We start from the raw sequence: 7,264 nt of genomic DNA, 5'->3' as shown, positions 1-7,264 counted from the left end.
TCTCAGGAGGTAACTCAACACCCAATGAACTCAAAACATCCAAATCAACAGTAAAGGCTGAAGAAGAAACAGCAACAGAAGCACTATGTTTTTGCACAGAAGCTTTACGTACACCCTCAGTACTCACCCTCTTACTTTTAGTGGGGGCAGGAGAAGACTCAATTTGATGCAAATCACTACCCTGTACTATAGTGCCCTCTTTATCACTACTATCACCCCCACTCTCCAGAGCACCGCTAGAAGCAGCGGCACTACTGGTTGCAGATACAGGATACATAACAAGCTCTCTTTATATTTATTATTCGTCATTTACTACTTTAGGTATCAACTCACACACCAACACCACAGAAAGGAGAGAAGTGAGTACAATCCAACAACTAAATGCACTCAACATCACAAACGGGGGTACAATCGGAAGCGGAGCCATACACTATCACTTTCGTACCTCAAACTATTGCACCTCAATCAACGAAATGATTCACACACAAAAGAGTTCCCACAGCCACGACAAACCACTCATCTGCGATGGTAGCCTGTATATAACTTAAAAAAAACAAACAACTACATTCAATAAATAACAATTAATTGTATAATAACTCAAACTCAGCTCATTAATTGATCATTATTTAACTAAAACAAATGTGCACTAATAAGCATGTGTAGCAATCTCTCACTGCTCGCATTCCTACTTTAACATCACAACACTAGCCTATACACCAACATTACAAGAAAAAAGTCACAAGTAAACAACTAAAAACACAACACCATCAATAGGCATAGCCTCACATCATCATTATTATAGCTCAATTTATAAAACAATACTCACATCCACAAAAGTATTAGTTACCACAAAGACAAAGTTAAAGGAAGACACCCATAATCTGTATCAGCTTGCATATAAGCCACAAAGGACAAAAAATTACACACAATAAGCAATAATTAATTAAATAGATATATAGCCCATCAATTGACAATCATTTAACTTGAAAAATGCATTAACAAAATAAACGCAACAACAACCTTGTTAGCAAACTAATAAATGACAATTAATCAACAACTAATATAATACAAATAAACCAAGTACATATACTGTAATTTATGTAAAACAATCTGTCGTGTACAAGATTAACGCGCCTACGAATGTTTCAAACATATTAATCAGTAATACTCAAAATTTATATTCCACCAATTCAATAAAAAAATCAATACACCTTACTTGTCGTACAATAGCTTTATTTTTGACACAAAAAAAACATATAAACTTAACAATCACTTATCATGTGCAACGTGAATACCAAGTATGGATCGTTTTATTCAAATTTTGTGATTAACCGATAACATCATTGAAGTGGTTGGAGTAGAAATATAATTACTACTAAATTAAAAATTCAATATTTTTATTTATTCGTCAACAAAACATCATGCTCCGTTATAGATTAATAAATTAATACTACTGAGCATTAGTTTACTCATCATGCTCAGTATTACAAAGTTATAGCGCTGAGATGAGGAACCACATTTTCGCATTATGTCATATAAGATCACAAACTTGATATATGAAAACACATAAAAAAACTTAATATTTTAACGATATTAAATTACCCATTAAATAGTAGTTGTAGTAGTTAATAGTATACAAATTATAAATACGATAAAAACACAGATTAATGTATTGGTATAAAAGAGTTATTAACTAAATACAGTGCCACTGAAGTTTATAATATTTGTTGAACAAGAAGGTGGTGAGGCCCAAAAAACTACCTATAAAAACTGAATGAATACAAGCAAAAAAACATGGCCTATATCTAACATGCAAGAAACACAAGAGGAGGTAATCTATCGTATAAAAATAAACATCAGCACACAACAAACACACAAAATTGTGTAATGCCAATAGTAAGGAAGTAGATCAATTCTCACAATTAACTTTTCCTTTTACGCCCACGTCCTCTCTGAGCACTACCCCTATGTGAAGAAGACACCCCAACTCTACCACCTCTCATAGACTCACTCGGTTCATCGACAGGTGGTGGTGAAGGTGGCAACCCTCGATTCAGCAATGCTGCCAATCTCACTCCCACATCCCCAGAATCAGTAGCAGCAGCCACTGGCGGAATGTTAGCAACAACCACAGGTGCAGAAGAGGAGGGCCCAGCAATGACATCATTACTCGCAGGTATCTCAAAAGGCTCCTTAGCTAATTGCATAATAAATGCTTTCTTAGGTCCGTAAAAATAACTAGAAGAACTACTACTAGTTGCCATGGAAGATTTACTCATAGAAGCAGAAACAGGAGAAGGGGCAGTAATCGGCACTATTAGATGCCCAGATGAGGACGCAGGAGTTGACTCATCTACTAAAACTTCCGACTCAGAAACAATAACTTCCGAGGTCAATCCAACTTCTCTAGACAACTCAAGTGAATCCGTAGAGGAAGAGGAAACATCTGCATCTAATCCTGATCCAGATGGAGATAAAAATGAAGATAAAGATAACGATGAGGGCGCAATAGAAGGTGAAGAGGGAGGCGAAAATGATTCATCTTCCAACCACCAAAACGCAGGAGTAACATCAACCGAAGTTGATCTAACTATAGCTTCCCCAGCCAAAGGAGAGGCAGAGGAAATATCAGAAGCTGCTCTCGACTCGTATAGAGGTGAAAAAGGTGTAGGTGAAGACGAAGGCACAAGCAAAGATGAAGGTTCTTCAATAGGCAATTCATCTACATCTATAACAGCAGAAGCATCTTCAGTTGATACTACAACATCCTCACCAACAGTTAAAAAATAATCCTCATAGACATCTGGCACAGAAACAGGCTCAATAACAGGCAAAGAAGATCCAGTATCTCCAGGTGATACTGCAACAGTAGAGACAGTATCAGTCACAGATACACTAGCAGGTTGATCAGAAACAGCTACAAACTCGGTAACGACAGGCAAAGAAGACCCATTACCTCCAGGTAATGGCACTGCAGCGGTGACAGTATCAGTCACAGATACACTGGCAGGTTGATCAGAAACAGCTACAAACTCGGTAACGACAGGCAAAGAAGACCCTTTACCTCCAGGTAATGGCACTGCAGCGGTGACAGTATCAGTCACAGATACACTGGCAGGTTGGTTAGAGACATTACCAGTAGCAGATATACTATCACGTTGATCAGAAGCTCCAGGATTAGGCTTAGGCAAAATTTTTCGAAAATGGATGCCATACAAATTGAGATCCATTCCTGGCTCTCGGGGAACAGACCTAGTACCACCAGCCCTACGTTTACTATCAATTCCTAATGTCTTGCTTTTATTCATCAAAAATCTTTGATACTTTCCATATTTCGTAGAAATCAGAGATGCTACTTTAGGAATGCCAGCAACATCAAGGACATTAACAAGATCATCACAATTAACATCAGCTAATGAACCATCTTTTAGTGCAACAAGGACTTTCTTAGCTCCTTCATCCCACTCTGAGTTAAATACAGACTCAGCCTGATCAATAATAGCGCAATCTAGTTTCGATAAAAAACCTAGTAATACATCTCCACTTAATGGCACTAGGCTACGATCATGAGAACTTGACAATACTCTAATATCAGCAAGAGAATGTATAAAATTATGACGGTATCTGGAATGATACAAACAAAAAAACTTAGCCATAAAATTAAGCAAATGCAGTTCCCTATAGGTTCTGCACCAAACAGCCTTCCCAACCACAGAAAGTTCACTACTCATAGCCCTTAGGAGGCAATTCAGTACCATCGAGCAAGACATTTTGGCAGATTTACGAATGACAAAAAAGAGATCGTAAATTAGCTTAGCACTGTCAGGATGTAACTTAACACCCAGCAAATCAACACATTGTTGAGATGGTGATAATTGAGAACTGGGAGAAAAAGAATGCGCAAGACCTACAACACTAGTTACTGGTACTGCGCCCCTACCTTTAATACCTACTCCATAGGATTCTACATTTGCCGATAACACCACTTCGGGAATGCCAGCAACGTTAAGGACTCTAACAAAATCTCCACAACTAATAGCACCCAAGGACTCCTCTTCCAGAGAAACAGAAACTTCATTCCAACAAGAGCTAAAAATAGACTTCGTCTCTCTACTAATAGCACAATCCAGCGCCAATAAAAAATCTAGCAAACTAACTTCAGAATCCAACAATACTTTAATTTTAGAAAGAGAACGTACAAAACCAGGTCGGTGCTTAGCATGGTACTCACCAAGGCACCTAAATACTAAATTAGCCTCACACATTTTCGTGTAGGTCCAGTACCAAATAGCTCTTCCAGTCACAGAAAGCTTGTTACTTATTCCTGGTGGGAGCTGTTTACTTATTACATCCTCATAAACACTTCTAGCAAATGCACGAACTTCAGAAAAGAGATCCTTAATCATTAGGGCACATTCAGGAAGTACCATAGCACACAGTGAATCACAATCCGGAGCAGCAGGTTTTTGACTTGACCGCATCTCAGATTGGAGACGCGGCCTAGGTAGTAATTTAGATTCAGGTCGAGATAATAACTCAGGCTCAAGTTGTAGAGAAGAGATAGCAGAAGAATGAATAACAGTAGCAGCTGAAGAAGAAACAACGGTATAAGTACCGTATTTTTGAGCAGAAATACCACCTATGCTCCTAGCATCCACCTCTCTACCTGTAGTAGCAAGAGTAGTTGGAGTAGTTACCGTAACAAGCAAAAAAGACTTTGTACCTCCAGGTGGTATCACAACTGTGGAGACAGCACCAACCGCAGATAAACCACCAGGCTGATTAGAAGAAGATTGGTCACAGCCCTCCCCTAGCATCGATATAGATCTTGATTCCGTAACATCAACCGTACATTCACTACTACCACTTCCTAGCGTCTTTTTTTTACGTGCCACACGTCTTTGATAAATTGAAAATTCTACTAAATGAATACCAACAACATTGAGAACATCAATAAAATCGTCACAGCTAACATCTCCAAATGATCCATCTTCTAGTCCAGCAAAAACCTTATCAGCCACTCTATCCCACTCCAAGTTAAATATAGAGCTCACTTCCTCACGAATAGCACAATCTAGTTTTGATAAAAAATCTAGTAACCCAACTCCACTTAATGGCACCAGCATAGGATCAGAGGAATTTGATAATACCCGAACACTACCAAGGGCACGTACAAAATTGGGATAACACTTATAATGATACACACAGACTAACTTACACATAAACCTAGATAGATGCAGTTCCTTATAGGTTTTGAACCAAATAACTTTCCCAATCGCCGAAAGTTCACTACTCGCTATAGTTGAGATGTAATCTGCCATAGATTGCGAGAAAGACCCTCTGGCAGACATACGAACTTCACGAAAGATACTACGAATTAATTCAGCACTGTCTGGATGTAATTTAACACCCAGCAAATCAACACACTGAACAGAGAGTAAAACACAAGAGGAAGGGGAAAAAATTACAGAAGAAGTTAGAATATTCGACTCAGAAGAAACAGGTGGTATACGAACAATGGAGGAAACAACTCCAGTCTCAGTACAAGTAGATACAGTAACACTGTCACTACTCTTGTGTCTTTTTGCTGCAATATGATCAGAGTAAGACTCACCACCACAATCTCCAACAGAACACAGCTGAGTCCCTAATCGTAACTCAGATTGAGAATGCATATGAGCTGATAATTCAGTATGAGACTGAGATGGCAATAACTGAGAACCAGAAGAATGTGCAATATCAGTAACACTAGTTCTTGATGCCGTACACTTACCCGTGCCTTCACTTATTGCACGATTTTTACTCTTTATACGGACTCTACTTCTTGCATATACCATAGCTTCCGACATTGCAGATGATGCTAATGGAGGAATACCGGCAACTTCGAGAACTTTGATAAAATCTTTACAACTAAGAGCATCCAAGGTCTCTTTTTCCAGGGCAACAGAAACTTTACCCCAACAAGAGTCAAAAATAGACTTTACCCTATTACGTACAGCACAATCTAGTCTCGATAAAAAATCTGACAAGCTATCTCCACTTAATGGCACTACACCACGGTCAGGAGAATTAGATAACACTTGAATGCTAGGAAGAGCATGTATAAAACCAGGGCGATGCCGGGAATGGTACTCATCAAGGCAACTGGATACAAAACTATCTTCACACATCATCCTATAAGTAAAATACCAAATAGCTCGTCCAGTCACAGTAAGCTCGTTGCTCACGCTTGATAGGAGTTGAGTGCCTACCATACTCACGTAAGTAAGTTCAGCGAATGCATCAACTTTAAGAAAGATACCCTCAATTACTCGAACACTGTCAGGAGATAACACGACACCCAGTGAACCCAAAACATCCGAATCAACAGTAATTACTGGAGAAGAAACAACAATAGAAGCACCAAAATCTTCGGCATAGACTTCATCAACAGTCTTAGTACTCACCCTCTCACTTGTAGCAATAACAGCAGTATTTGAAGTAGGAAAAGAAGAAAACTCAACTTGCTGCAAATCACTACCCTGTATAGTACCACCTTCACTATTACTACCATCCACACTCTCTGTAGCACCACTAGAAGCGGTGGCATCACTGGTTACAGATGACACAGGATACATAACAAGTCTCTTTATATTTATTATTTACTATTTTTAGTATCAACTCTATTTGAGTCGCCAACTCACACGCCAACGTCACAGATGATCACAACAATGCCACATAATGCAAGCTGGTACAGTAACGAAAAGCTCTCAACACTAAGGTATAAAAATAGGGGCAAAGTAGCATACTATCACTCTTGTAAACCAAATTTTAGTATCTCAATTAATTAAATAACTCACACAAAAAAAAATTAATACAAGCAAAGAAAAAGAAGTAAAAACACCACTCTTGGTATCGATGGTAGCTTGCACATAATTTAAAAAAATATTTACACACAATAAATAACAATTAATCGCATAAATAAAGTATTAATATATAGATCATCAATCTGTAATTATTTAACTTAACAAAAATAAATTAACAGGACAAGCGTAACCGATTGTTATCAAACATCAACAAATATTTTATGTTAGGCAAAATAAGTTTAAGTAATATAAACAAACATGATAATACATAACAGTTAATAAATATAGCGCATAGTACAAATATATCACGTACATACACTATAACTTATGTGGAACATATCTAACATAAGACCAAAACTAGTATAAATATTTTAAAACATTAACTGCAACATTTAAAATATAGATCAACGTTACGTGTC

2 protein-coding genes are annotated in these 7,264 nt (G+C 37.8%); both read right to left on the bottom strand.

Annotated elements, in window-relative coordinates; all coding sequences use genetic code 11:
- Nucleotides 1-277, bottom strand: a 277-nt coding sequence (locus A6733_RS05775; protein WP_141663470.1) for a hypothetical protein, incomplete at its 3' end; no start/stop codon positions are given.
- Nucleotides 278-1,922: 1,645 nt separating this feature from the next.
- On the bottom strand, nt 1,923-6,617 hold the full coding sequence (locus tag A6733_RS05770; RefSeq protein ID WP_092460657.1) for a hypothetical protein: 4,695 nt from the start codon (nt 6,615-6,617) through the stop codon (nt 1,923-1,925).
- Between the last annotated feature and the right edge of the window lie 647 nt (nt 6,618-7,264).

Origin of the sequence: Candidatus Ichthyocystis sparus (assembly GCF_900078745.1) — a bacterium.
Classification (GTDB): domain Bacteria; phylum Pseudomonadota; class Gammaproteobacteria; order Burkholderiales; family 2013Ark19i; genus Ichthyocystis; species Ichthyocystis sparus.
The sequence above is the reverse complement of the archived record's forward strand: the minus strand, read 5'-3'. Positions and strand labels throughout refer to the sequence as shown.